The organism is Pseudomonas sp. 30_B, assembly GCF_017491605.1.
GTDB lineage: Bacteria > Pseudomonadota > Gammaproteobacteria > Pseudomonadales > Pseudomonadaceae > Pseudomonas.
Window position 1 is genome coordinate 39,740 of the sequence record NZ_JAFGYY010000020.1, and the last position, 22,936, is coordinate 62,675.

21 protein-coding genes are annotated in these 22,936 nt (G+C 66.6%); 13 read left to right on the forward strand and 8 right to left on the reverse strand.

Annotated features, from left to right (window positions below; genetic code table 11):
- Window positions 1–7: 7 nt before the first annotated feature.
- Complete coding sequence (locus J5M67_RS20395; protein ID WP_207887138.1) at window positions 8–541, forward strand: methylated-DNA--[protein]-cysteine S-methyltransferase; 534 nt, start codon at window positions 8–10, stop codon at window positions 539–541.
- Here J5M67_RS20395 and J5M67_RS20400 read toward each other — a convergent pair.
- Both J5M67_RS20400 and J5M67_RS20405 read right to left on the reverse strand, forming a co-directional pair.
- Entirely contained in the window at window positions 538–1,014 is a 477-nt protein-coding gene (locus tag J5M67_RS20400) for a methylated-DNA--[protein]-cysteine S-methyltransferase (RefSeq protein ID WP_243434775.1), read from the reverse strand. The two genes, J5M67_RS20395 and J5M67_RS20400, sit on opposite strands and share 4 nt — an antisense overlap.
- A gap of 2 nt (window positions 1,015–1,016) precedes the next feature.
- Window positions 1,017–1,922: a DNA-3-methyladenine glycosylase gene (locus tag J5M67_RS20405; protein ID WP_207887139.1), complete on the reverse strand. Its 906-nt coding sequence runs from the start codon at window positions 1,920–1,922 to the stop codon at window positions 1,017–1,019.
- A gap of 183 nt (window positions 1,923–2,105) precedes the next feature.
- Here J5M67_RS20405 and speE point away from each other — a divergent pair, with 183 nt between their 5' ends.
- The 3 genes from speE to J5M67_RS20420 all read left to right on the forward strand — a co-directional run bounded on the left by speE (window position 2,106) and on the right by J5M67_RS20420 (window position 6,474).
- The gene (speE, locus tag J5M67_RS20410; protein ID WP_207887140.1) at window positions 2,106–2,966 is read left to right on the forward strand and encodes a polyamine aminopropyltransferase; all 861 of its coding nucleotides are present in this window, start codon (window positions 2,106–2,108) and stop codon (window positions 2,964–2,966) included.
- Between the two features lie 327 nt (window positions 2,967–3,293).
- Entirely contained in the window at window positions 3,294–5,369 is a 2,076-nt protein-coding gene (locus J5M67_RS20415; protein ID WP_207887141.1) for an LTA synthase family protein, read from the forward strand.
- Window positions 5,370–5,688: 319 nt separating this feature from the next.
- The gene (locus J5M67_RS20420) at window positions 5,689–6,474 is read left to right on the forward strand and encodes a sulfite exporter TauE/SafE family protein (protein WP_207887142.1); all 786 of its coding nucleotides are present in this window, start codon (window positions 5,689–5,691) and stop codon (window positions 6,472–6,474) included.
- A 135-nt stretch (window positions 6,475–6,609) separates the two neighbouring features.
- Here the strand turns inward: J5M67_RS20420 and J5M67_RS20425 are convergent, their stop codons facing one another.
- Window positions 6,610–7,626: an AraC family transcriptional regulator gene (locus tag J5M67_RS20425; protein ID WP_207887143.1), complete on the reverse strand. Its 1,017-nt coding sequence runs from the start codon at window positions 7,624–7,626 to the stop codon at window positions 6,610–6,612.
- Window positions 7,627–7,756: 130 nt separating this feature from the next.
- Between J5M67_RS20425 and J5M67_RS20430 the strand changes: the two genes are divergently transcribed.
- The 6 genes from J5M67_RS20430 (at window position 7,757) to J5M67_RS20455 (ending at window position 13,329) form a co-directional block, all read left to right on the forward strand.
- The gene (locus J5M67_RS20430; protein ID WP_207887144.1) at window positions 7,757–9,232 is read left to right on the forward strand and encodes an NAD(P)/FAD-dependent oxidoreductase; all 1,476 of its coding nucleotides are present in this window, start codon (window positions 7,757–7,759) and stop codon (window positions 9,230–9,232) included.
- Window positions 9,216–10,163: an alpha/beta hydrolase gene (locus tag J5M67_RS20435; RefSeq protein ID WP_207887145.1), complete on the forward strand. Its 948-nt coding sequence runs from the start codon at window positions 9,216–9,218 to the stop codon at window positions 10,161–10,163. Before J5M67_RS20430 ends, J5M67_RS20435 begins: the two co-directional genes overlap by 17 nt.
- Window positions 10,160–10,921 (forward strand): SDR family oxidoreductase, encoded by a 762-nt coding sequence (locus J5M67_RS20440; protein ID WP_207887146.1) that lies wholly within the window; start codon window positions 10,160–10,162, stop codon window positions 10,919–10,921. The genes J5M67_RS20435 and J5M67_RS20440 overlap by 4 nt, the downstream gene beginning before the upstream one ends.
- A 150-nt stretch (window positions 10,922–11,071) precedes the next feature.
- Window positions 11,072–11,755 (forward strand): hypothetical protein, encoded by a 684-nt coding sequence (locus J5M67_RS20445; protein ID WP_207887147.1) that lies wholly within the window; start codon window positions 11,072–11,074, stop codon window positions 11,753–11,755.
- Window positions 11,756–12,128: 373 nt separating this feature from the next.
- On the forward strand, window positions 12,129–12,470 hold the full coding sequence (locus J5M67_RS20450; RefSeq protein ID WP_207887148.1) for a ribonuclease E inhibitor RraB: 342 nt from the start codon (window positions 12,129–12,131) through the stop codon (window positions 12,468–12,470).
- A 154-nt stretch (window positions 12,471–12,624) separates the two neighbouring features.
- Window positions 12,625–13,329, forward strand: coding sequence for a type 1 glutamine amidotransferase (locus tag J5M67_RS20455; RefSeq protein WP_207887149.1), 705 nt, complete (start codon window positions 12,625–12,627; stop codon window positions 13,327–13,329).
- Between the two features lie 498 nt (window positions 13,330–13,827).
- Here the strand turns inward: J5M67_RS20455 and J5M67_RS20460 are convergent, their stop codons facing one another.
- The 5 genes from J5M67_RS20460 to ydcS all read right to left on the reverse strand — a co-directional run bounded on the left by J5M67_RS20460 (window position 13,828) and on the right by ydcS (window position 19,350).
- Entirely contained in the window at window positions 13,828–15,252 is a 1,425-nt protein-coding gene (locus tag J5M67_RS20460) for a gamma-aminobutyraldehyde dehydrogenase (protein WP_207887150.1), read from the reverse strand.
- Window positions 15,253–15,292: 40 nt separating this feature from the next.
- A complete protein-coding gene (locus J5M67_RS20465; protein ID WP_207887151.1) occupies window positions 15,293–16,114 on the reverse strand; it encodes an ABC transporter permease in 822 nt (273 codons plus the stop codon).
- Complete coding sequence (locus tag J5M67_RS20470) at window positions 16,104–16,955, reverse strand: ABC transporter permease (RefSeq protein ID WP_207887191.1); 852 nt, start codon at window positions 16,953–16,955, stop codon at window positions 16,104–16,106. Before J5M67_RS20470 ends, J5M67_RS20465 begins: the two co-directional genes overlap by 11 nt.
- Before the next feature lie 47 nt (window positions 16,956–17,002).
- Entirely contained in the window at window positions 17,003–18,022 is a 1,020-nt protein-coding gene (locus J5M67_RS20475; protein WP_207887152.1) for an ABC transporter ATP-binding protein, read from the reverse strand.
- Window positions 18,023–18,186: 164 nt separating this feature from the next.
- Complete coding sequence (gene ydcS, locus J5M67_RS20480; protein ID WP_207887192.1) at window positions 18,187–19,350, reverse strand: putative ABC transporter substrate-binding protein YdcS; 1,164 nt, start codon at window positions 19,348–19,350, stop codon at window positions 18,187–18,189.
- A gap of 355 nt (window positions 19,351–19,705) precedes the next feature.
- Here ydcS and J5M67_RS20485 point away from each other — a divergent pair, with 355 nt between their 5' ends.
- Genes J5M67_RS20485 through J5M67_RS20495 form a run of 3 tightly spaced genes read left to right on the forward strand, consistent with a single transcriptional unit; the run spans window position 19,706 to window position 22,879 of the window.
- Window positions 19,706–21,118: a circularly permuted type 2 ATP-grasp protein gene (locus J5M67_RS20485; protein ID WP_207887153.1), complete on the forward strand. Its 1,413-nt coding sequence runs from the start codon at window positions 19,706–19,708 to the stop codon at window positions 21,116–21,118.
- Window positions 21,119–21,122: 4 nt separating this feature from the next.
- Window positions 21,123–22,073, forward strand: a complete 951-nt coding sequence (locus J5M67_RS20490) for an alpha-E domain-containing protein (RefSeq protein WP_207887154.1) — start codon at window positions 21,123–21,125, stop codon at window positions 22,071–22,073.
- Window positions 22,070–22,879: a transglutaminase family protein gene (locus J5M67_RS20495; RefSeq protein WP_207887155.1), complete on the forward strand. Its 810-nt coding sequence runs from the start codon at window positions 22,070–22,072 to the stop codon at window positions 22,877–22,879. Before J5M67_RS20490 ends, J5M67_RS20495 begins: the two co-directional genes overlap by 4 nt.
- The last annotated feature ends 57 nt before the right edge of the window (window positions 22,880–22,936 follow it).

The following is a 22,936-nucleotide window of genomic DNA, read 5'->3' on the forward strand; positions in this document are numbered from 1 at the left end:
TCGACCGATGCATTACTGCCTGATCGAAACAGAACTCGGCTGGTTCGGGCTCGCCTGGAGCCCGCAAGGGATCGTGCGCACCTATCTGCCGGGTGACTCCGTGCACTCCCTGCGCGAACGCTTCGACAAGCTCGGTACCGAAACCGCCCACTGGCCGGCGTTCATCGACGAAGCGCGCCAGTTGATCCTGGGCTACGCGCGGGGCGAAGCGGTGTCCTTCGAAAACCTGCCGCTGGACCTGTCGGCGGTGAGTGATTTCCACCGCCGCGTCTATGACGACATTCTTCAACTCGGTCGCGGTGAGACCACGACCTACGGCGAGATCGCCCGCCGCCTGGGCGACGTCGGCTTGGCCCGCGCGGTAGGGCAGGCGATGGGCAGCAATCCGATTCCGTTGATCATCCCGTGCCACCGCGTGCTCGCCAGCGGCGGCAAGACCGGTGGTTTTTCCGCGCCGGGCGGTAGCACCTCGAAGATGCGCATGCTCGCGCTGGAAGGCTTCGAGGACCCGCAGGCGGCACAGGCCGCCTTCGATTTCTAGCCTTTCTCGATGGCGCCCTCCAGGCGCAGCAGCAATTCCTTGCGCGGCAGGCCGCCGGCGTAGCCGGTGAGGCTGCCGTTGCTGCCGATCACCCGGTGGCAGGGCACGATGATGCTGATGGGATTGGCGCCGTTGGCCGCGCCCACCGCGCGGATCGCCTTGGGCCGGCCGATGCGTCGCGCCAGTTCCGCATAGACGGTGGTATAGCCGTAGGGAATCTCCAGCAGCGCCTGCCAGACCTGGCGCTGGAACGCGGTGCCGCCGGTGTTCAGGCGAACCTCGAAGCGCTGGCGCTTGCCGGCGAAGTACTGGTCAAGCTGTCGGGCCACCTCGTCCAGCAGCGGGCTGCCCTGTTGCCAGTCCGGCTCCGGGTAGTGGCGGGTTTCCAGGTCCATGTAGAGCATTCTCAGGCCGCTTTCGTCGCCGGCCAGCAGCAGGCGGCCGGTGGGGCTGTCGTGGTAGCGGTAGTGCATGATCATCCTCCGGTGCGGCCGCCCTGGGAGTAGGCGTGCCACAGATAGACGGCGGCGTAGGCGCGCCACGGCCGCCAGGCTTCGGCGCGGCGCTGCAGGTCGCGCGCGGTGATGCCCTCGGCGCCCCAGACCGGCGACTTGAGCAGGCCCAGGTCGGCGGTGGGGAAGGCGTCCGGATCGCCGAAGGCGCGCAGGGCGACGTACTCGGCGGTCCAGGGGCCGATGCCGGGGAGGGCGCAGAGGCGTTTCACCAGGTCCTCGGCACCATCCTCCACGTGCAGTGCCAGGGCGCCGCTGGCACAGGCGGCGGCGAAGCGCTGCAGGGTTTCCACCCGCTTGCCGGGCATGCCGATACCCGCGAGGTCGGCCTCGGCCAGCGCTTCGGGCGTGGGGAACAGGCGGGTCGGTTGGCCTTCCATGTCACCGTCCAGCGTTTCGCCTAGGCGTTGCACCAGCCGCCCGACGATGGTCACCGCGGCTTTCACCGTGACCTGTTGGCCGACGATGGCACGCACTGCCTGTTCGAACGGATCGAACGCGGTGGGCAGCCGCAGCCCTGGCGCCTGCAGGATGAGCGGGCCGAGCAGCGGGTCGCTGCCCAGATGTTCGGCGATGTGGCCAGGGTCGCTGTCCAGGTCGAACATCTTGCGCACCTGCGCCGCCAGCGCGTTGGCATGCTGCGGGGCGAGATGGATTTCCAGTTCCAGTTCGGCGCGATCCGTCAGCGGACGCACGCTGAACCAGCCGGCCTCGCCGCCAATGCGCACGCTGCGGGCGTAGCGCTGGGGCGACAGGCATTCCACGCCAGCCAGGCTGCGCAAGGCGAAGTGGCCGTGGAACTGCTGCCAGTCCCACGGCGCGCGGTAGGGCAGGCGGATGATCCGGGGTGTCGGGGATGCGGTTTTCATGGAGCGACCTTACCTGTATGCGGGGGCGGCTGTCGTCCCGGCGCTGACTTTCAAATTGCCCGGCAATGACCACGGACGACAACGGGGTTCGACCTGTCATCGTCAGCCACGTAGAATGCGCGCCTCTTTCGGGGCGGCCCGGCCGTCCCCTCCTATTGTCTTGTCCCGACGGGAGCCCAGCCCATGCACGATTACCAGGAAACCCTCTACGACGGCTATGGCCAGCGTTTCAGCGTCGACAGGATGCTCCACGAGGTGCGCACCGAACACCAGCACCTGGTGATCTTCGAGAATGCCCGCATGGGCCGGGTGATGGCGCTGGACGGCGTGATCCAGACCACCGAAGCCGACGAGTTCATCTACCACGAGATGCTCACCCATGTGCCGATCCTCGCCCACGGCGCGGCCAAGCGCGTGCTGATCATCGGCGGCGGCGACGGCGGCATGCTGCGCGAGGTGTCCAAGCACGCCAGCGTCGAGCACATCACCATGGTCGAGATCGACGGCACCGTGGTCGACATGTGCAAGGAATTCCTGCCGAACCACTCCCAGGGTGCCTTCGACGATCCGCGCCTGAACCTGGTGATCGACGACGGCATGCGCTTCGTCGCCACCACCACGGAGAAGTTCGACGTGATCATCTCCGACTCCACCGACCCCATCGGTCCGGGCGAGGTGCTGTTCTCGGAAAACTTCTACCAGGCCTGCCACCGCTGCCTGAACGAAGGCGGCGTGCTGGTGACCCAGAACGGCACGCCCTTCATGCAACTGGATACGGTGCGCAATACCGCCGGCCGCATGAACGGCCTGTTTGCCGACTGGCACTTCTACCAGGCGGCCGTGCCGACCTACATCGGCGGCTCGATGACCTTCGCCTGGGGCTCGACCAACCCGGCGCTGCGCAAGGTCGACGCGGCCACCCTGGCCCAGCGCTTCGCCGCCAGCGGCATCCAGACCCGCTACTACAACCCGGCCATCCATCAGGGCGCCTTCGCCCTGCCGCAGTACGTGCTGCAGGCCATCGGCAAGCCGGCCAACGACTGACACCCGCTTCGCCATCGCCCGCGTGCGACCCGGCGCCGCTTCCCGATTCGGGGAGCGGCGCCGATCCGGTGACCAACGGTCAGTCATGACAGTTTCTTCACCCGCCGTGCGGCACTGTGTCCGCCGTCTGGCGGTCGTAGCCCTGTCGCCTGGTGCTCGTATCATTCCGAAACGATTGTCCGCATCGGCTTAATGTCGGCTGCAGCGGTGCCGAATAGAATGCGCGGCCACTGCTTTTACGCTGTAATGCCGCAGTTTTCGCGCTCACGCAGGGCCCCGCACGGGCGGCGCTCCTTCGAACCCACACGTTCACAACGGAACCTAGAAATGGGCCAACCAGAAGTCCTGACCAATCGCCAGAACGGTGCGAGCCTCACGCGGCCCACCGTCTCCAGCCATCTGGCGTTCACTGCGCTCAGCGTCCTTGCGCTGATGGCGATGTTCTCCCTGCTGCGCCTTGCGCTGTTCATCTACAACCGCGAGCTGGTGGGCAGCACGCCGGCCTCCACCTTCGTCGAGGCCTTCATCACCGGCATGCGTTTCGACATCCGCGTGGTGGTCTACATCATCGCGCCTGTGGTCTTCGCTACCGCCAGCGCCCGTGCCATGGGCTGGCGCTGGCTGTGGAAGGCCTGGCTGACCGCAACCGCGAGCCTGACGCTGTTTCTCGGCGTGCTGGAGATGGACTTCTACCGCGAATTCCACCAGCGCCTGAACAGCCTGGTGTTCCAGTACATGGCCGAAGATCCCAAGACGGTCATGAGCATGATCTGGTACGGCTATCCGGTGGTCCGTTACCTGCTGGCCTGGGCCTTCGCCACCTGGCTGCTGTACATGCTGTTCCGTGGCATCGACCGCGCGACCCGTCCGAGCGCCTCCGGCCCGGCGATTGCCGCCTGGTACGTTCGCGCCGTGGTCATGCTGGCGGTCGTGGCGGTCTGCGTCGTCGCCGCCCGTGGCACCCTGCGCCAGGGCCCGCCGCTGCGCTGGGGCGATGCCTTCACCACCGACTCGATGTTCGCCAACCAGCTGGGCCTGAACGGTACCCTGACCCTGATCAAGGCCGCCGAAAGCCGCTTCTCCGAGGACCGCGACAATATCTGGAAGGCCACGCTGCCCGATGAGCAGGCCCGCGAGACCGTGCGCAAGATGCTGGTAATGCCGTCCGACAAGCTGGTCGATGCCGACGAAGCGGCGGTCCGCCGCGACTACACCCCGCCGGCCGACGGCACCCTGCCGATCAAGAACGTGGTGGTGATCCTGCTGGAAAGCTTCGCCGGCCACTTCGTCGGCGCGCTGGGCGGGGAGGGCAACATCACGCCGTACTTCGACAAGCTGTCGAAGGAAGGCCTGCTGTTCACCCAGTTCTTCTCCAACGGCACCCACACCCACCAGGGCATGTTCGCCACCATGGCGTGCTTCCCGAACCTGCCGGGCTTCGAATACCTGATGCAGACGCCCGAGGGTGGCCACAAGTTCTCCGGCCTGCCGCAACTGCTGTCGGCGCGCAAGTTCGAGGACGTCTACGTCTACAACGGTGACTTCGCCTGGGACAACCAGTCCGGCTTCTTCGCCAACCAGGGCATGACCTCCTTCATCGGCCGCAACGACTACGTGAACCCGGTGTTCTCCGACCCGACCTGGGGCGTGTCCGACCAAGACATGTTCGCCCGCGGCAACGAGGAACTGGACAAGCTCGATGCCACCGGCAAGCCGTTCTATGCCCTGCTGCAGAGTCTGTCGAACCACGTGCCCTACGCACTGCCGAAGGACCTGCCGGTGGAGCGCGTGACCGGCCACGGCAGCCTCGACGAGCACCTGACCGCCATGCGCTATTCCGACTGGGCGCTGGGCCAGTTCTTCGAGAAGGCCAAGAAGTCGCCGTACTACAAGGACACCCTGTTCATCGTGGTGGGTGACCACGGCTTCGGCGCGCCCGAGCAGCTGACTGAAATGGACCTGTTCCGCTTCAACGTGCCCTTCCTGATGATCGCTCCGGGCATCCAGGAGAAGTTCGGCGCCACCCGCGACACCGTCGGCACCCAGATCGACATCGTGCCGACCATCATGGGCCGCCTGGGCGGCGAGACCCGCCACCAGTGCTGGGGCCGCGACCTGCTGAACCTGCCCGAAGGCGACAAGGGCATCGGCGTGATCAAGCCCTCCGGCAGCGAGCAGGTGGTGGCGATCATCAACGGCAACCGCATCCTGATCAAACCCAAGGAAGGCGACATCCGCGTCTACGACTACAAGGTCGGCAAGGACTTCGGCGTGACCCGTGTGGAAAACGCGCCGGACCAGGAAGACCTGCGCGTGCGTCTGGAGTCCTTCATCCAGACCGCGACCAAGAGCCTGCTGGACAACACCGCCGGTGTGGTGGGCGGCAAGCCTGACGCGAAGTGATCGCCAGGTAAGCGCAAAAGGGGCCTTCGGGCCCCTTTTTCTTTGGGGCCGGGTGCGAGTGCGGAAAGCGCTCCGATTCCCCCGTAGGAGCGGACTTCGTCCGCGATCAGCTTCCGCGTGGGGCCATCGCGGACGGAGTCCGCTCCTGCAGTCAAGTTCCGAGCGGCATCCAGAGGGCTCGGCGCGGAAAAGCACAACCGGGCTTCAGGTGAAAACAAGTTATAAAGTAAGACCACATCGGTCTAATGCATTATAAGAAAAGTCGCTATCCTGCCGCCCACACCACGAGGTGATCAGTTTCGCCAGTCAGGACGCGTAGATGGAAGTTGGCAATATCGGTTTCGTGATCGCGGGTCTTGTCGTTGGCTTTATCGTTGGTATGACCGGTGTCGGCGGCGGTTCGCTGATGACCCCCATCCTCCTCTGGTTCGGTATCAACCCTGCCGCCGCGGTAGGCACCGACCTGCTGTATGCCGCCATCACCAAGTCCGGCGGTGTCCTGGTTCATCGCAAGAACGACAACATCGACTGGCGCATCACCGGCTGGCTCGCCCTGGGCAGCGTGCCGGCAGCGGCGCTGACCCTGCTGTTCCTGCACAACCTGAACGCCGATACGGCGGCGATGAACAGCATCATCAAGCATGCCCTGGGCGTCGTCCTGCTGCTCACCGCTCTGGCCGTGCTGTTCAAGAAGCAGGCGCTGGCCTTCGCACAGCGCCACGCCGGCGACAGCTTCCACTTCAGCGGCCCCAAGTTGAACAGCCTGACCGTCGTCACCGGCGCCGTCCTCGGTGCCATGGTCGCGCTGACCTCCATCGGCGCCGGCGCGCTGGGCACCGTGGCGCTGTTCGTGCTCTATCCCTTCCTTGCCACCCGCCGTCTGGTAGGCACCGAGATCGCCCACGCCGTACCGCTCACCCTGGTCGCCGGCCTCGGCCACGCCAGCATGGGCAACATGGACTGGGGCCTGCTCGGCTACCTGCTGATCGGCTCGCTGCCGGGCATCTACATCGGCAGCCACCTGGCCGGCCGCGTTCCGGACGGCGTGCTGCGTCCCTGCCTGGCGGTGATGCTGGCGTCGATCGGCTACAAGCTGGTCTTCTGAAACCTCTCTACGATCCGCGTCGGCCGTAGGGCGTTGGACAGCGCCCTCAGGTGCTCATTTACAGGGCGTAAACTCCGCTCTTCGGGCGCTCTCCGCCTACTACGGCTCTAGCTCGCAAGCTCGTCAACAGGTTTGCTAGCCCCGGCGGAAACGCCCCGGCGTCACGCCTTTCCAGCGGCGGAAGGCGTGAATGAAGTTCGACACCTCCCCATAGCCGAGCCGCTCGGCGATCTCCTCCAGACGAATCACGCCCGTGGCCAGCAACTCCTCGGCCAGGGCCTGGCGCACCTCGTCCACCAGCGCGCGGAAGCTGCTGCCTTCGGCGTCCAGGCGGCGGCGCAGGGTGCGCGAGGTCATGTGCATCGCCTCGGCCATCTGCTCCATGTCCGGCAGCCGTCCGGGCGTGGCCAGCAGGCGGTCGCGGATCTGCCCGGACAGCCCGGTGCGCACCTGGCGCCGGGCGAGCAGGGCGCGGCACTGTTCCTCGCAGCGCAACGCCACTTCCGGGTTGGCGCCGGGCAGCGGCAGTTCGAGGATGCGGCTGTCGAAGATGATGCGGTTCTCCGCCTGGCCGAACAGCGGCCGTACCCCCAGTTCGTCGATGTAGGGCTGCACGTCGCCGGGCGCTTCGCGGCGGAAGCTGACGTGACGCACCGGTGCCGGCTGGTTGGTCAGGTCGCGCTGGATGCGCAGCACGCCGCCGCCGTCGCGCTCGATCAGGAAGTCGCGCAGGTCCTCCGGGATGGCCTCGTCGTCCAGCACCAGGTGCGCCTCGCCGTCGTGCTCCTCCAGGCGCATGCGGTGGAAGGCGTAGGTCAGGTCGAGGTAGCGCAGCCCCAGGCGCGCGGCGCTGAGGAAGGTGGCGCTGCTGAGCAGGGCGAAGCCCCAGATGCCATAGGTGTTGAGGTGGTAGCGCAGCCCGGCCTCGAGGCCGATCCCGGGGATATGCCCCAGGTGCCGGGTCAGATTGCGTACCAGGCGTAGCTCCTGCTCGGCGTCAACTTCCGCGCCGGGATCGGCGAGCACGCCGATGTCCAGGCCGGTATCACCCAGGCATTGTTCCAGGTTCAAGCCATGGTCCAGGCCGAACTGCGTCAGCAGTTGCACGCTGACGGCGCTGCGGCGCGGCGACCAGTGGGGAGTGGCAGGCATCGGAATCCTCGTCGGACAATCTGACCGAAAGTCACAATTTTATGTCCGACTATGCCATAATCCGAGGACGAATGAAGCCCTAGGATGTTCCCATCCGCCATCGGGCGGGAACATCACCGGGAGCATAACAATGACAAACACTTCCCCCGGATCGGCTGCCGTGCGCGTGCTGATCATCGGCGCCGGCTTCGCCGGCCTGGGCCTGGCGATCCGTCTGAAGCAGGCGGGCATCGAGGATTTCCTGATCCTCGAAAAGGCCGGCGACGTCGGCGGCTGCTGGCGCGAGAACCGCTATCCGGGCGCCGCCTGCGACGTGCCTTCGCACCTGTATTCCTTTTCCTTCGAGCCCAAGGCCGACTGGTCGCGCAAGTTCGCCCCGCAGGCGGAAATCCTCGACTACGCCCGGCACTGCGCGGACAAGTACGGCCTGCGCGAACGCATCCGCTTCCACTGCGAAGTCAGCGCGGCGAGCTTCGACGAGGCGGCCGGGGAGTGGCGGGTGACCTGCGCCAATGGCGAGGTGCTGCGCGCCCAGTCGCTGGTCTGTGCCCTCGGCCAGTTGAGCCGGCCACTGATTCCGCATCTGCCTGGCATCGAGCGTTTCCAGGGCAAGGCCTTCCACTCCGCGCAGTGGGATGACCAGGCGAAGCTGGAAGGCGGCCGCGTGGCGGTGATCGGCACAGGCGCCAGCGCCATCCAGTTCGTCCCGCAGATCGCGCCGAAGGCCGCCGAGCTGCTGCTGTTCCAGCGCAGTGCGGCCTATGTGATTCCCAAGCCGGACCGTCCCTATGCCGCCTGGGAGCGCAACCTGAAGGCGCGCCTGCCGTGGCTGCAACGGCTCGATCGGGGGCTCAAGTACATCCAGCACGAGGCGCGTGCACTGGCCTTCACCGTGTTCCCGCCGCTGATGAAGATGATGCGCCTGAGCTTCCACCGTCACCTGCAGCGGGGCATTCCCGATGCCGGCCTGCGCGCGCGGCTGGAGCCGGATTACCCGCTGGGCTGCAAGCGCATCCTGATCAGCAACGACTACTACCCGGCACTGGCGCGCAGCAATGTGAAGCTGGTGGATACCGGCATCCGTGAAGTCACCGAGGACGCCATCGTCACCCGCGACGGCCAGCGCCATCCTGTGGATACCATCATCTACGGCACCGGTTTCGCCGCCACCGAGTTCCTCGCGCCGATGCGCGTCCAGGGGTTGGGTGGGCGCGAGTTGAACCAGGCGTGGAAAGAGGGCGCCGAGGCCTACAAGGGCATCAGCGTCAGCGGCTTCCCCAACCTGTTCATCCTCTACGGGCCGAACACCAACCTGGGGCACAACTCGATCATCTACATGCTGGAGAGCCAGTTCCCCTACGTGCTCGGCTGCCTGCAGCGGATCCGCCGCGAGGGCCTGAAGTACCTGGACGTGAAACCCCAGGTGCAGCAGCGTTTCAACCAGCACCTGCAGCACGAGTTGCGCCATACCATCTGGGAACGCGGCTGCAACAGCTGGTACAAGACCGCCAGCGGGCGCAATACCGTGAACTGGCCGGGCTTCACCTTCCGCTATCGTCAACAGACCCGCCAGCCGGAGTTCGCCGACTATGACTGCATCCGTTGAACCGCAGGTGCCGCTCTCCCTTGGCCAGAAGATCCTCACCGCCGCCTTGCGCGGCCTGCTCAACCTGCTGTTCCGCGGCCTGATGGGGCCGCAGTTGCCGGTGCAGGCGCAGCGCGCGCTGCTGCGCGGGCTGACCGCCGCGACCCTGACGCCCCGTGGCGTGCAGCGCGAGCAGACGACTCTGGGCGGGCTGCCCTGCGAAGTCTGGCGGCCCCGCGAGGGTAGGGCGGGGACGGTGATCCTCTACCTGCACGGCGGCGCCTATCTGGTCGGCTCGCCGGCCACCCACCGGGCCATCACCGCCAACCTGGCGCGGCTCTGCCAGGCGGAGGTCTGGGCGCTGGATTACCGCCTGGCGCCGGAGCACCCGTTCCCGGCCCAGCGTGATGATGCGGTGGCGGCCTACCGTGCGCTGCTGGACAAGGGCATCCCGTCTTCGGCCATCGCCATTGCCGGGGATTCCGCCGGCGGCCACCTGACCCTGCAACTGGCGCTGCAAGCGAAGGCGCTCGGACTGCCGGCGCCCGGTGCGCTGGTGACCTTCTCGCCGGTGACCGACCTGACTTCCGAGCACCTGCACGCACCGGCGGCGGGCGATCCCCTGATTACCCGCGCCTGGATCGACAGCGCCATGGCGATGTTCTGCCCGCCGGGCGTGAGTCGGAGCGATGCGCAGCTGTCGCCGCTGTACGCCGATCTCACCGGCCTGCCGCCGCTGCTGATCCAGGTTGGCGAAGATGAAGTGCTGCGCAACGACAGCCTGCGTTTCGCCGATGCCGCGCGACGCCATGGCGCCGTGGTGAAGCTGCAGCGCTTCCCGAACTGCTGGCACGTGTTCCAGGCCCACGCGGGGGTACTGAATGTGGCTGACCGTGCGTTGCAGGACGTGGCCAAGTTTGTCGCCCAACATCTGCGGGGAGTGCGTGGATGAACAACATCCTCATCAGTGGCGCCGCGTCGGGGATCGGTGCCGCCACCGCAAGACTGTTTCACCAACGGGGTTGGCGCGTCGGCCTGCTCGACCGGAATTCCGAGCCGCTGGCAGCGCTCGCCGCCGAACTGGGCGATGCCTGGCAGCGGGCGCTGGATGTCACCGATGCCGAGGCGTTGACGGCAGCCGTGCGTGAATACGCCGAGGCCTGCGACGGTGGTCTGCGCCTGCTGTTCAATTGTGCGGGCATCCTGCGTTTCGGCCGCTTCGAGGACATCAGCCTGGCGGAGCACAACCTGATCATCGCGATCAATGTGCAGGGCGTGTTCAATTGCTGCCATGCCGCGCTGCCGTTCCTCAAGCGCACGCCGGGCGCGCAGGTGCTGAACATGGGCTCGGCCTCGGGGCTTTACGGCGTGCCGCAGATGGCCAGCTATTCCGCCTCGAAGTTCGCCATTCGCGGATTGACCGAGGCGCTGGAGCTGGAGTGGCGCGAGCACGGCATTCGCGTCGCCGACCTGATGCCGCCCTTCGTGCGCACGCCGATGGTCGCCAGCCAAGCGGTCGAGCCACCGGTGCTGCGCCGCCTGGGCGTAACCCTGAGCGCCGAGGACATCGCCGCAGCGGCCTGGCGCCAGGCGCAGAGCCGGGCGGTGCACCGGCCCATCGGCGCGCTGTTCCGGGCGATGTACTGGTCCGGTCAACTGTCGCCGCCGGCGCTCAATCGCTGGGTGATGGCCTGGCTCAGCCGCGCCTGAGATTCGCCGCGAGAAAACGCGCACGCTCTGTCTCAGGGCTTTGCGCGATTTTCATCGCGGGGCTGCCCGTGGCGGCCGGAGCCTCGTAGACTCCCACGCCGGCGCCGTGGATGCGGCGCCGGTTCGTACGGTCTTCAAGGAATCTGCTCCATGCAGCGCCCCCGCCTTTCCTGGAAAGCGGCCTGGCAACAGGCCTGGAACGATGTCACCAGCCCTTTCGATCGCCTCAGCGAAGGGGCTTTTGGCGTGGTCATGGCCCTGACCATCATCTCGGTCATCCCGGCCGCAGCCGAAGGCGCTGGCCGCCATGACCTGATTATCGCCGCGCTGGGCTGCAACCTGGCCTGGGGAGTGGTGGACGCGATGATGACCCTGGTGGGCATCCGTGTGCGCCTGGATCACGCCCACGAGCGCCTGCATGCCTTGCGGGGTGCGCAGCAGGAGCAGGGTTTCCGCGAAGGGCTGCGTGACTTTCTTCCGGATGTGGTGGTCGATGGCATGCTGCCCGAGGAAGTGCAGCGCATGCGCCACAACCTGCTCGCCTCCCGGATCGGGACGGGGGCTGCGCCACGGTTGGGGCGCGAGCACTGGCTGGCCTGGCTGGTGCTGGGCTCGCATACCTTCGCCGCCACCTTCCCGATCATCCTGCCGTTGCTGCTGATCCCTGACGACCTGTTGGCCTTGCGCGCCGCCCAGTCGATCGGGCTGGCCATGCTGTTCATCCTGGGGTGGCGCTTGGCGCGCTGGGCCGGCGGCTCGCCGTGGAAGTCCTCGCTGGGCTTCACCGCCCTCGGGGTGCTGATGACCGGCATCTGCCTGGCCCTGGGCGGATAGTGTTTCAGGCTGTTTCAGCCGTGGGTGTTGGTCTTCGGCTGAAACCTGCGCGGCGCTGCGACCTTGTGCTGGGCGTGCTGGTGCCGGGTACCGGTCGTGCCGAATTGCCGCCTGTCGCCGCTGCCCGGGCTGAAACGGTGAAGTAGCGGCAACTCGCCGGCAGAGGCGCTACGCTGGTGAGGTAGCCTTCACAATCCGCCAAGGGATAGTGCCTTTCAGCGTGTTCGGCGGATTTGGCTTCCAATGGGGGGACGTTGTTTGACTTGGCGTTTCCTGTGGCACATAGAGGTGCCCGGAACGCATCCTTGCCGCCGGCAAGGGGCGTTCGTTGGCGGGAAATAAACTCTGAACGTCTCGAAAGGAGGTGCGTACCATGGAAAAGCCCCTCTCGGAGGATATCAGCGTCAACGTGTTGCGCCGGATGAAGGAGGGTGGCTTCGATTTCGCTCGCATTCATCCCATCGATTTTTTCGCCATCTTTCCCGATGAACAGAATGCCCGTAAGGCCGCCCGGCAATTCCGCGGCGAGTCGCTGAGAGCGCAGGTCGAAGCCCGCGACGATGGTGGGTGGAGCCTGCAGATCAGCAAGGTGATGTTCGCGACCCACGCGGGCATCGGCGCCTTCGAACACGACCTGGAGGAAGTCGTGGCGCCGCTGGGAGGTGTTCTGGACGGCTGGGGCGTGACCCAGGAAGTGAGTTCCCTGCGTCCCTAGCAGCAACGCGTTCCGAGCCGTCGACCGACGGCTGTGATTGTCTACCCGCAACCGCATACGCGCCGTCACTCACCGTGACGGCGCGGTTTACGTGCGGGTACGCCGGGGTTTATGGCGACTTCTCGATACGGCAGACTGCCGTGCGGAGGTGACCATGACCGATATTCTGATTCTGACCCACGTCGATTTCTGCCCGCCGGGCCACCTGGCCACGGTGCTGGACCGTTGCGGCCTATCGTTCGAGGTGCGCCGCGCCGACCTCGATGAGCTGCAGGGCTATGACCTGGAGCGGCCTAGGGCGGTCGCGATCATGGGCGGGCCGATGAGCGTCAATGACGACACGCCATGGCTGCGCACGGAAATCGCGGCGATCCGCCGTTTCATCGAGCGCGACGTACCGATGATCGGCCACTGCCTGGGCGGGCAATTGCTGGCCAAGGCGCTGGGCGCGGACATCCGTCGTCTGCCCTACACCGAAATGGGCTGGCAGCCGATGCGTCGCCTGGAATCGCAGAGCCCATGGCTGGCGCACCTGCCGGACGAATTCCCGATCTACCAGTGGCACGGCGATACCTTCGACCTGCCCGAAGGTGCGACGCACCTGCTTTCCAGCCCCTGGTGCGAGAACCAGGCGTTCAGCTTCGGCGATTACATCCTTGGCCTGCAGGGACACCCGGAGATGACCGAGGAACTGGTGAGCGGCTGGATCAACGGCTGGCCGGAATACCTCGACCCCAGCCAGCCGAGCCAGGAGAGCGCGGAAGTGATGCTGGCCGAGTTGCCGCAGAAAGTGGCAGCGATGAACCGGGTGGCGGAAGGGTTCTACAGCCATTGGCTGAAGTTGGCGGGGCTGGTCTGAGTTTCTGCCGCGTCGCGGCATCGCGGACGGAGTCCGCTCCTACGGTGGGCGTGGTGCTCTTCGTAGGAGCGGAGCTTCTCCGCGATGCTCTTTGGGCTTGGGTGTTTCTGCGCCGCTTCGGCATGTTCGGATGTATTTTGTTTCGCCCCTCGGGCGAGTCCCTTTTGTCAAACGACACAAAAGGAACCAAAAGGTCTTGCCCCATCATCCGGGTCTCGCTTCGCGAGACTCCCCTCGCTCCATCGAAGTTTCAGGGGCACGCCGCGAAGGGCCATCCTTGGCCCATCGCGGCTCTCGCGGCATCCATGCCGCTCAACCCCTGAAACTCCGATTCCACTCGGCCTCCTGAAGAGGCGCTCGGAGTGCTCGGAGATTTCTCTGGAAATCTTCAAGAGCAAGCTGAGCGCGGGGCTCCCGCAGCAAACCTGTTCTTGTAGGAGCGGGCCATGCCCGCGATCGCGCCCATGGGGCGCTCCTACAGGGAACTGCCGGCCTTCCTCAATGCTTGATCATGATGTGCCGCGCCACGGTGTAGTCCTCGAGGCCGTACATGGACAGGTCCTTGCCGTAGCCGGACTGCTTGAAGCCGCCGTGGGGCATTTCGCTGCACAGCATGAAGTGGGTGTTCACCCAGGTGCAGCCGTACTGCAGGCGCGCGGCCACCCGTGAGGCGCGGCCGACATCGCGGGTCCAGACCGAGGAGGCGAGGCCGTAGTCGGAGTCGTTGGCCCAGCGCACCGCCTCGTCCGCATCGCTGAAAGGCGTCACCGAGACCACCGGGCCGAACACCTCGCGGCGGACGATCTCGTCGTCCTGCTCGGCATTGGCCACCACCGTCGGTTCGTAGAAGAAGCCCTTGCCGCTGACGATGTTGCCGCCGGTGGCGATGCGGATGTGCGGGCTGGCCTTGGCCCGTTCGACGAAGCCGGAGACGCGCTCGCGCTGCGCCGCGGTGATCAGTGGGCCGAGTTCGGTGTTCGGGTCGTTCTGCATCCCCGTCTTCAGGCTGCCGACGGCGCTGGCCAGGTCGGCGACGAAGTTGTCGTAGATCTTCTTGCCGGCATAGATGCGGCAGGCGGCGGTGCAGTCCTGGCCGGCGTTGTAGAAGCCGAAGGTGCGGATGCCGGCCACCACGTCCGCAAGGTCCGCGTCGTCGAACACAATCACCGGGGCCTTGCCGCCCAGTTCCATGTGCAGGCGCTTCACGCTGTCGGCGGCGCTGCGGATGATCGCCTTGCCGGTGCCCACCGAGCCGGTGAGGGACACCATGCGTACCAGATCGTGGCTCACCAGCGGCGAGCCGACGGTCGGGCCACGGCCGAAGACCAGGTTGACCACCCCGGCGGGGAACAGCTCGGCGATGAATTCGGCGACCCGCAGCGCGGTCAGCGGCGTCTGCTCCGAGGGCTTGAGCACCACGCAGTTGCCGGCGGCCAGGGCTGGGCCGAGTTTCCACGCGGCCATCATCAGCGGGTAGTTCCAGGGGGCGATGGAGGCGACCACGCCCACCGGATCGCGGCGGATCATCGAGGTGAAACCGGGCAGGTACTCGCCAGCGGCGGAGCCGGGCAGCACACGGCAGGCGCCGGCGAAGAAACGGAACACGTCGGCAATGGCCGGGATCTCGTCGTTCAGCGCGGCGGCGTAGGGCTTGCCGCAGTTGTCCGATTCCAGCCGGGCCAGCTCCTCGGCGTGCTCCTCGATGCGGTCGGCCAGGCGCAGCAGGAGCATGGCGCGGTCTTTCGGCGCGGTCTGCGACCAGCTGTCGAAGGCATGGTCGGCGGCGCGTACGGCGGCGTCCACCTGCGCTTCGCTGGCCTCGGCGATCTGCCCGAGCACCTCGCCGGTGGAGGGGTTGAGGATGTCCAGCTTCTCGCCTTCGCCGGCGATGAACTGGCCGTTGATCAGGAGTTTGGTTTGCATCGCGTGTCCTCCGTGCGGGTGCGGTTGATGGATTCGCGGGTTATTTGCCACTGCCCGCCACGTCGCTGGTCCCGCGCGTCAGGTAGTAGGCGCCGAGGATCGGCAGCATGGTGGCGAGCATCACCAGCATCGCCACCACGTTGGTGATCGGTACGTCGCGCGGACGGGTCAGCTGGTTGAGCAGCCACAGCGGCAGGGTGCGCTCGTGGCCGGCGGTGAAGGTGGTGACGATGATCTCGTCGAACGACAGGGCAAAGGCCAGCATGCCGCCGGCCAGCAGTGCCGTGGCGATGTTCGGCAGGATGATGTAGCGGAAGGTCTGCCAGCCGTCGGCGCCCAGGTCCATGCTCGCCTCGATCAGGCTGTGCGAGGTGCGGCGGAAACGGGCGATGACGTTGTTGTAGACGATCACCACGCAGAAGGTCGCATGGCCGATGACGATAGTCAGGAAGCCCGGCTCGATGCCGAGGGTCTTGAACGCCGAGAGCAGGGCGATACCGGTGATGATGCCGGGCAGGGCGATGGGCAGGATCAGCATCAGCGAGATGCCTTCCTTGCCGAAGAAGTCGCGGCGATACAGCGCGCCGGCGGCCAGGGTGCCGAGGACCATGGCGATCAGCGTGGCCACGCAGGCGATCTTCACCGACAGCCAGATGGAGTCGAGCACGTCGCCGCGCTGGAAAGCGATGCTGAACCACTTCAGGGTGAAGCCCTGCAGCGGGAAGCTGTAGGCGGACTCCTCGGTATTGAAGGCGTAAAGCAGGATCACCAGGATCGGGAAGTGCAGGAACACCAGCCCACCCCAGGCAGCCAGGCGCAGGAACCAGGAGGGGCGATCGATGGAATGTGCGTCAGAGCGCATCGAAGGCCCCCAGCCGCTTGGCGATGGAGAGGTACACGGCGATCAGCACGATGGGCACCAGGGTGAAGGCCGCCGCCAGCGGCATGTTGCCGATCGCGCCCTGCTGCACGTAGACCATGGTGCCGATGAACAGCCCGCTGGGGCCCACCAGCTGGGGGATGATGAAGTCGCCCAGGGTCAGGCTGAAGGTGAAGATCGAGCCGGCCACCACGCCGGGAAACGCCAGCGGCAGGACCACCTGGAAGAAGGTCTGCCGCGGATGCGCGCCGAGGTCGGCCGAGGCTTGCAGCAGCGACGGCGGCAGGCGTTCCAGCGAGGCCTGGATCGGCAGGATCATGAACGGCAGCCAGATGTAGGTGAACACCCAGAAGCGCCCGATGTGCGAGGTGGACAGGGTATTGCCGCCGACGCCGGGTACCTCCAGCAACAGGCCGAGCGGGCCGAGCAGGTGCAGGTGCTCGATCACCCAGTAAAGGATGCCGCCCTTGGCCAGGATCACCGTCCAGGCATAGGCCTTGACGATGTAGCTGGCCCACATCGGGAGCATCACCGCGATGTAGAAGAAGGCCTTTTCCTTGGGGCCGGCATAGCGCGCCATGTAGTAGGCGATGGGGAAGGCGAGGATGGCGCTGGCGATGGAGACGCTGATGGCCATGCCCAGGGTGCGCAGCACGATGTCATAGTTGGCCGGGTTGATCAGCGCCTTGTAGTTGGCGAAGGTCAGCTCCGGCGTCACCGCCATGGTGAAGTCGTCGAAGGTGTAGAAGCTCTGCCAGAGCAGGGCGAACAGCGAGCCGATGTAGATCACCCCGAACCATAGCAGCGGCGGAATCAGCAGCATCAGCAGGTACAGCGTGCTGCGCCGGTAGAGGAAGCTGGAGATCGCCCTCACGGCGCGGGCTCCTCGAGCAGAGGGACCAGCGCGCTGCGTGCCCAGTAGGCGGTGACCGCGTCGCCCGGTTTCGGCCGCTGCTCCTCGCGTTCGCCGTTGGGCAGGGCCGCGACCAGGCGGCCGCCGTTATCCAGTTCGATCTCGTAGCGGCTGCTGGCGCCCATGTACTGCACGTCGAACAGGGTGCCGCTGACTTCCAGCTCGCCGTCGCCGGCACGACCGAAGCGCACGTGCTCGGGGCGCAGCGAGTGCGGCCGGGTTTCGCCGAGCAGGCGTTGGGCGAGGTCGCCGCGCAGCACGTTGGCGGTGCCGACGAACTCGGCGACGAACCGGGTGGCCGGCTTCATGTAGAGGTTGCGCGGGGTGTCGACCTGCTCGATGCGGCCCTTGTTGAACACTGCCACGCGGTCGGACATGGACAGCGCCTCGCCCTGGTCGTGGGTGACGAAGATGAAGGTGATGCCCAGCTGGCGTTGCAGCTTCTTCAGCTCCACCTGCATCTGTTCGCGCAGCTTGAGGTCCAGTGCCCCGAGGGGTTCGTCCAGCAGCAGCACGCGCGGGCGATTCACCAGGGCTCGCGCTAACGCGACGCGCTGGCGCTGGCCGCCGGAGAGCTGCGCCGGCTTGCGGGAGCCGTAGCCGCCCAGGGCGACCATGCCCAGGGCTTCCTCGGCGCGCTTCCAGCGTTCGGCCTTGCCGACGCCTTTTACCTTGAGGCCGTAGGCCACGTTGTCCAGCACGTTCATGTGCGGGAACAGCGCGTAGTCCTGGAACACGGTGTTGACGTCGCGCTCGTAGGGCGGCAGGCCGGCGGCTTCATGGCCATGAATACGGATGGAGCCCGAAGTCGGCTGCTCGAAGCCGGCGATCAGGCGCAGGCAGGTGGTCTTGCCCGAGCCCGACGGGCCGAGCATGGAGAAGAACTCGCCATCACGGATTTCGATGGACACCCGGTCGACGGCGCGGACATCGCCGTAGTGACGGCTCACCTCGGTGAACTGGACGGCTGTGGTCATGCTGCTGGCTACCTGAGTGGCGGGGCTGCATCAGAAAAGGTAGCGCATGGGGGCGAGGGTGCTCGGGAGGGGGCTCTTCGTAGGAGCGAGCTTGCTCGCGAACCCGCTGCGGGGCTGTTCGCGAGCAAGCTCGCTCCTACAGAAAAGCGGTCAGTGCCGGGGGATCACCTCCCGCCCATGATCGCGATGTAGTCCTGCGTCCACCGGCTGTAGGGCACGCACTGCCCCTGGGTGCACTTGGCCTGCGGGGTCTTCCAGAAGGCGATGCGGTCGAACTGGTCATAGCCGTTGGTGGCGCAGCCCTGCGGACCGAGCAACTGGCTGCCGGTGCAGCCGGCGGGGGAGGCGGGCACCGAGCCGAACCAGGCGGCCACGTCGCCCTGCACCTTGGGTTCCAGCGACCAGTTCAGCCACTTGTAGGCGCAGGTCGGGTGCTTGGCGTCGACGTGCATCATGGTGGTGTCGGCCCAGCCGGTCACCCCTTCGACCGGGATGGTCGATTCGATCGGCTGCTTCTCGCCCACCAGGGCGTTGACCTGGTACGGCCAGGAGCCGGACGCGGCCACGCCTTCGTTCTTGAAGTCGCTCATCTGCACCGTGGCGTCATGCCAGTAGCGATGGACCAGCTTCTGCTGGTCGCGCAGCAGCTTGAGGGTGGCGGCGTACTGCTCCTCGTTGAGCTCGTAGGGGTCCTGGATGCCCAGGGCGGGATTGGTGGTCTTCAGGTAGAGCGCGGCGTCGGCGATGTAGATCGGCCCATCGTAGGCCTGTACGCGCCCCTTGTTGCTCTTGCCGTCGGGCAGCTTCTGCTCGCTGAACACCACGCTCCAGCTCAGCGGCGCCTTGGGGAAAACCTTGGTGTTGTACATCAGCACGTTCGGGCCCCACTGATAGGGCGTGCCGTAGTGCTTGCCGTCCACCGTGTGCCACGGCGCATTCTGCAGGCGCGGGTCGACGTTCTTCCAGTTGGGCACCAGGGCGATGTTGATCGGCTGCACGCGCTTGCCGTAGACCAGCCGCAGGGAGGCATCGCCGGAGGCGGTGACCAGGTCGTAGCCGCCCTTGGCCATCAGGCTGACCATCTCGTCGGAGGTGGCGGCGGTCTTCACGTTGACCTTGCAGCCGGTGTCCTTCTCGAATTGGGTCACCCAGTCGTAGTTCTTGTCGCTCTCGCCGCGTTCGATGTAGCCGGGCCAGGCGATGATGTCGAGGGCGCCTTCGGGTTGGCCCAGTTGCTTGAGCGCCTCGGCGGCCTGGAGGGAGGCGCTGCCGAGCAGGCTGGCGCAGGCGAAGGCCAGCGCCGCGACTTTCCCTGAAGACAAATGCATCGATGACATGAGTCGACTCCTGTTGTTCTTCGTTGTCGGAGCCTCTGCGGCCGAACCGCGCCGTAAGGTCGGCACCTGGTTGATAGCGATGTGCCCTATCGGGAGGGGCTCTTGCAGCGTAGTTCCGGCCCCGGAGACTGACAAGAAAGCCCCTGGGCCCCGCAAAGCCCCGCCCGCCGGTCTTCGCGGCCCCAAACGGGGCGCGCTTGGGCGTAGCGGCCGGCAAAGCGCACCAAGCGGGTGCGGGGCGTTCGGGCAGCCTTTGCAAGTTATTGAATCAACAGGAGATCGACCTCTGGCACGGGCCTTGCGGTGTCCTTCCCATCCGAGGATGAGCGGCAACAAGGAGTAGAAAATGGCTCGGGTGTTCTATGACGAAATGCATGACGCCGCTGGCGCCTGCCGACCGCACTACACGGAGTTCGCCCGCTGGCTGGCGGACATGCCCGGCGAACAGCTGCAACAGCGCCGCCGCGAGGCCGACCTGCTGTTCTACCGCGCCGGGATCACCTTCACCCTCTATGGCGACGACCAGGGCACTGAGCGCCTGATCCCCTTCGACACCATCCCGCGCAGCATTCCCGCCAGCGAATGGAAGATCATCGAGGCCGGCTGCATCCAGCGGGTGCAGGCGCTCAACCTGTTCCTCGCCGACCTCTACCACGACCAGCGCATCCTCAAGGAAGGCCTGATCCCGCCCGAGCAGGTCCTGGCCAACGACCAGTACCAGCTGGCCATGCAGGGCCTGGACGTACCCGGCAACGTCTACGCGCACATCGCCGGCATCGACCTGGTGCGCGACGGCAACGGCGCCTACTACGTGCTCGAAGACAACCTGCGCACACCCAGCGGCGTCTCCTACATGCTGGAGAACCGCAAGATGATGATGCGCCTGTTTCCGGAGCTGTTCGGCGCCCAGCGCATCGCGCCCATCGACCATTACCCGAACCTGCTGCTCGACACCCTGCGCCAGGCCAGCGAAGTGGAGCAGCCCTGCGTGGTGGTGCTGACCCCGGGCCGCTTCAACAGCGCCTACTTCGAGCACGCCTTCCTCGCCCGCGAGATGGGCGTGGAGCTGGTGGAGGGCGCCGACCTGTTCGTCCGCGACGAGCGCGTCTACATGCGCACCACCGCCGGCCCGATGCCGGTGGACGTGATCTACCGGCGGGTGGACGACGACTTCCTCGACCCGCTGGCCTTCAACCCGGACTCCATGCTCGGCGTGCCCGGCCTGCTGGCCGCTTATCGCGCGGGCAACGTGGTGCTGGCCAACGCCATCGGCACCGGGGTGGCCGACGACAAGTCGGTCTACCCCTATGTGCCGGAGATGATCCGTTTCTACCTCGACCAGGAACCCATCCTGCACAACGTGCCGACCTGGCAGTGCCGCCGCCCGCAGGACCTGTCCCATGTGCTGGCGCACCTGCCCGAGCTGGTGGTGAAGGAAGCCCAGGGTTCCGGCGGCTACGGCATGCTGGTGGGCCCGGCCGCCAGCAGCGCTGAGATCGAAGCCTTCCGTGCCCGGCTGATGGCGCGGCCGGAAGCCTATATCGCCCAGCCGACCCTGAGCCTGTCGACCTGCCCGACCTTCGTCGAGAACGGCATCGCCCCGCGTCACATCGACCTGCGGCCCTTCGTGCTGTCCGCGCCGGACAACGTGCGCCTGGTGCCCGGTGGGCTGACCCGCGTGGCGTTGCGCGAAGGCTCGCTGGTGGTCAACTCGTCACAGGGCGGCGGTACCAAGGACACCTGGGTGGTGGAGGACTGAAATCATGCTCAGCAGAACCGCTTCCGACCTGTACTGGATGTCCCGTTACCTGGAGCGCGCCGAGAACCTCGCGCGCATGCTCGACGTGTCCTACTCGCTGTCGATGATGCCCCAGGACGGCCGTGGCGATGGCCTGGAAGAACTGGCCATGCCATTGCTGATCACCGGCAACCTCGATGCCTACCTCGCCCGCCACGGCGAGCCGCACGCCGAGCGCCTGCTGAACTTCTTCGCCCTGGATGCGCAGAACCCGGCGAGCATCTACTCCTGCTTTGGCGCGGCCCGCGCTGGCGCCCATGCGGTGCGCGGACGGATCACCACCGACATGTGGGAGAACATCAACGCCACCTGGCTGGAGATGCGCGACATCGCCCAGCAGGGGCTGCTGCGCTATGGCATCAGCCACTTCTGCGAGTGGGTGAAGGACCGCTCGCACCTGTTCCGCGGCGCCACCTTCGGCACCAGCATGCGCAACGACGCCTTCCACTTCATTCGCCTGGGCACCTACATCGAGCGCGCCGACAACACCCTGCGCCTGCTCGACGCGCGCCAGCAGGTACTGGGCGAACACGGCACCGGCCCGGCCGAGGGCTCGGCGCGCGGCTACTACCAGTGGACAGCGCTGCTGCGCGCGCTGTCGGCCTTCGAGGGCTACACCGAGCTGTACCGCGACGCCCTCAACGCGCGGAACATCGCCGAGCTCCTGCTGCTACGCGAGGACGTGCCGCGCTCGCTGCTGGCCTGCGCCGAGGAACTGCGCCAGATCCTCGCCAGCCTGCCCGGCATCAACGGCCGCCCGGCCCAGCGCTTGGCCGCCGAGCTGGAGGCGCGGGTGCGCTACACCGGCATCGACGAAGTGCTGGGCAGCGGCCTGCATCCCTGGATCACCGATCACATCGGGCTGGTCCGCCAGCTCGCCAACGCCATTCACAGCTCGTACCTGGAGGCCGCATGAAACTCTCCATCCGCCATGACACCACCTACCGTTACGAAGACCAGGTGCGCGCGAGCATCCAGTACCTGCGCCTGACCCCGCAGGAAAGCGAGCGCCAGCACGTGCTCGACTGGCAACTGCACCTGCCGCGCCCGGCGCACCCGCAGCGCGACGCCTACGGCAACATCCTCCACGTGCTGACCCTGGACGAGCCCCACGAGGCCATCGTCATCGCCGCCCACGGCCACGTGGAAATCGACGAGGAGAACGAGCGCGAGCATGATCACCTGTCGCCGCTGCCGTTCCTGCGCAGCACCCGCCTGACCCAGGCCGACGGCGCGTTGCAGGAATTCGCCCGCGCCCAGTGCGCCGAGCGCCGCGACCGCAAGGCAATGATCCGCCTGATGCAGGCCTTGAACGAACGCATCGCCTATGTGCCCGGCTCGACCCAGGTGGACAGCACCGCCGCCGAGGCCTTCGCGGCCGGGCAGGGCGTCTGCCAGGACCACGCCCACGTCTTCCTCGCCTGCCTGCGCCACCTCGGCGTACCGGCGCGCTATGTCTCCGGCTACCTCTACACCGATGTCGAGGACCATCTCGCCAGCCATGCCTGGGCCGAGGCCTGGCTCGACGACGCCTGGTACAGCTTCGACGTGACCAACGTGCTGGACCGCCCCGAGCGTCACCTGAAGCTGGCGGTAGGCCTGGACTACCTCGACGCCTGCCCGGTGCGCGGCATGCGTCGGGGCGGCGGTGGCGAGCAGATGCACGCCCGCGTTACCGTGGCGCCGGGGCACCTGCAGCAGATGCAGCAGGCGCAGCAGTGAGGATGCATGGCACAAGCATCGGCACCGGCATAAGATCGGTGCCAGTTCCCGCTGCCA

Excerpts from the sequence above, each read along its gene's own strand:
- J5M67_RS20395 (WP_207887138.1), top strand. The coding sequence starts at position 8 with ATGCATTACTGCCTGATCGAAACAGAACTCGGCTGGTTCGGGCTCGCC.
- J5M67_RS20400 (WP_243434775.1), bottom strand. The coding sequence starts at position 1,014 with ATGCACTACCGCTACCACGACAGCCCCACCGGCCGCCTGCTGCTGGCC.
- J5M67_RS20405 (WP_207887139.1), bottom strand. The coding sequence starts at position 1,922 with ATGAAAACCGCATCCCCGACACCCCGGATCATCCGCCTGCCCTACCGC.
- speE (WP_207887140.1), top strand. The coding sequence starts at position 2,106 with ATGCACGATTACCAGGAAACCCTCTACGACGGCTATGGCCAGCGTTTC.
- J5M67_RS20415 (WP_207887141.1), top strand. The coding sequence starts at position 3,294 with ATGGGCCAACCAGAAGTCCTGACCAATCGCCAGAACGGTGCGAGCCTC.
- J5M67_RS20420 (WP_207887142.1), top strand. The coding sequence starts at position 5,689 with ATGGAAGTTGGCAATATCGGTTTCGTGATCGCGGGTCTTGTCGTTGGC.
- J5M67_RS20425 (WP_207887143.1), bottom strand. The coding sequence starts at position 7,626 with ATGCCTGCCACTCCCCACTGGTCGCCGCGCCGCAGCGCCGTCAGCGTG.
- J5M67_RS20430 (WP_207887144.1), top strand. The coding sequence starts at position 7,757 with ATGACAAACACTTCCCCCGGATCGGCTGCCGTGCGCGTGCTGATCATC.
- J5M67_RS20435 (WP_207887145.1), top strand. The coding sequence starts at position 9,216 with ATGACTGCATCCGTTGAACCGCAGGTGCCGCTCTCCCTTGGCCAGAAG.
- J5M67_RS20440 (WP_207887146.1), top strand. The coding sequence starts at position 10,160 with ATGAACAACATCCTCATCAGTGGCGCCGCGTCGGGGATCGGTGCCGCC.
- J5M67_RS20445 (WP_207887147.1), top strand. The coding sequence starts at position 11,072 with ATGCAGCGCCCCCGCCTTTCCTGGAAAGCGGCCTGGCAACAGGCCTGG.
- J5M67_RS20450 (WP_207887148.1), top strand. The coding sequence starts at position 12,129 with ATGGAAAAGCCCCTCTCGGAGGATATCAGCGTCAACGTGTTGCGCCGG.
- J5M67_RS20455 (WP_207887149.1), top strand. The coding sequence starts at position 12,625 with ATGACCGATATTCTGATTCTGACCCACGTCGATTTCTGCCCGCCGGGC.
- J5M67_RS20460 (WP_207887150.1), bottom strand. The coding sequence starts at position 15,252 with ATGCAAACCAAACTCCTGATCAACGGCCAGTTCATCGCCGGCGAAGGC.
- J5M67_RS20465 (WP_207887151.1), bottom strand. The coding sequence starts at position 16,114 with ATGCGCTCTGACGCACATTCCATCGATCGCCCCTCCTGGTTCCTGCGC.
- J5M67_RS20470 (WP_207887191.1), bottom strand. The coding sequence starts at position 16,955 with ATGCTGCTGATTCCGCCGCTGCTATGGTTCGGGGTGATCTACATCGGC.
- J5M67_RS20475 (WP_207887152.1), bottom strand. The coding sequence starts at position 18,022 with ATGACCACAGCCGTCCAGTTCACCGAGGTGAGCCGTCACTACGGCGAT.
- ydcS (WP_207887192.1), bottom strand. The coding sequence starts at position 19,350 with ATGCATTTGTCTTCAGGGAAAGTCGCGGCGCTGGCCTTCGCCTGCGCC.
- J5M67_RS20485 (WP_207887153.1), top strand. The coding sequence starts at position 19,706 with ATGGCTCGGGTGTTCTATGACGAAATGCATGACGCCGCTGGCGCCTGC.
- J5M67_RS20490 (WP_207887154.1), top strand. The coding sequence starts at position 21,123 with ATGCTCAGCAGAACCGCTTCCGACCTGTACTGGATGTCCCGTTACCTG.
- J5M67_RS20495 (WP_207887155.1), top strand. The coding sequence starts at position 22,070 with ATGAAACTCTCCATCCGCCATGACACCACCTACCGTTACGAAGACCAG.